The sequence below is a fragment of the Bacteroides muris (ex Afrizal et al. 2022) genome, assembly GCF_004793475.1.
Taxonomy (GTDB): domain Bacteria; phylum Bacteroidota; class Bacteroidia; order Bacteroidales; family Bacteroidaceae; genus Bacteroides; species Bacteroides muris.
Map to the genome: position 1 here is coordinate 1 of NZ_SRYZ01000129.1, position 639 is coordinate 639.

General features: G+C 48.5%; 1 protein-coding gene. It reads left to right on the forward strand.

Translation table 11 applies throughout. The features are described from left to right. Positions 1-639, forward strand: a 639-nt coding sequence (locus E5355_RS19175) for a transposase (protein WP_168354399.1), incomplete at both ends; no start/stop codon positions are given.

The window sequence follows — 639 nt, forward strand, 5'->3', positions numbered from 1 at the left end:
GACAAGCTGATGGAATACGATAATCACCTTGAAGTCCTTGGAGAACGTAATTCCTATTCCAAGACCGATTCTGATGCCACATTCATGCGTATGAAAGAAGACGCCATGAAGAACGGGCAGACCAAGCCCGGGTATAATTTACAAACAGGTACTGAAAACCAATTCATCATAGACTTCCGGCTGTTTCCCAACCCCACCGATACGCTGACCCTGATCCCTTTCTTCCACTCCTTCCAGCACCGCTATAACCGCTTACCGGGTATCGGTGTGGCAGACTCCGGTTACGGCTCGGAAGAAAATTACCGGTTCATGCAGGAAAACGGGATAGAGGCCTTTGTCAAGTACAACTACTTCCATAAAGAGCAGCGTACCCGTTATACTCCCAACCCGTTCCATGCGGAAAGTCTCCATTACAATGCGGGGGAGGATTATTACGTTTGTCCGATGGGGCAACACATGAACCGCATAGGAACCAGACATGACAAAACAGCGAGCGGATACATCACCGAAAGTGCCCGGTACAAAGCACAAAGATGCGAAGGTTGTCCTTTGCATGGAAGTTGTTTTAAAGCACGGGGAAACCGTATTATAGAAGTCAACCACCGGTTAAACCAATACAAACGGCAGGCACGGGAAAGG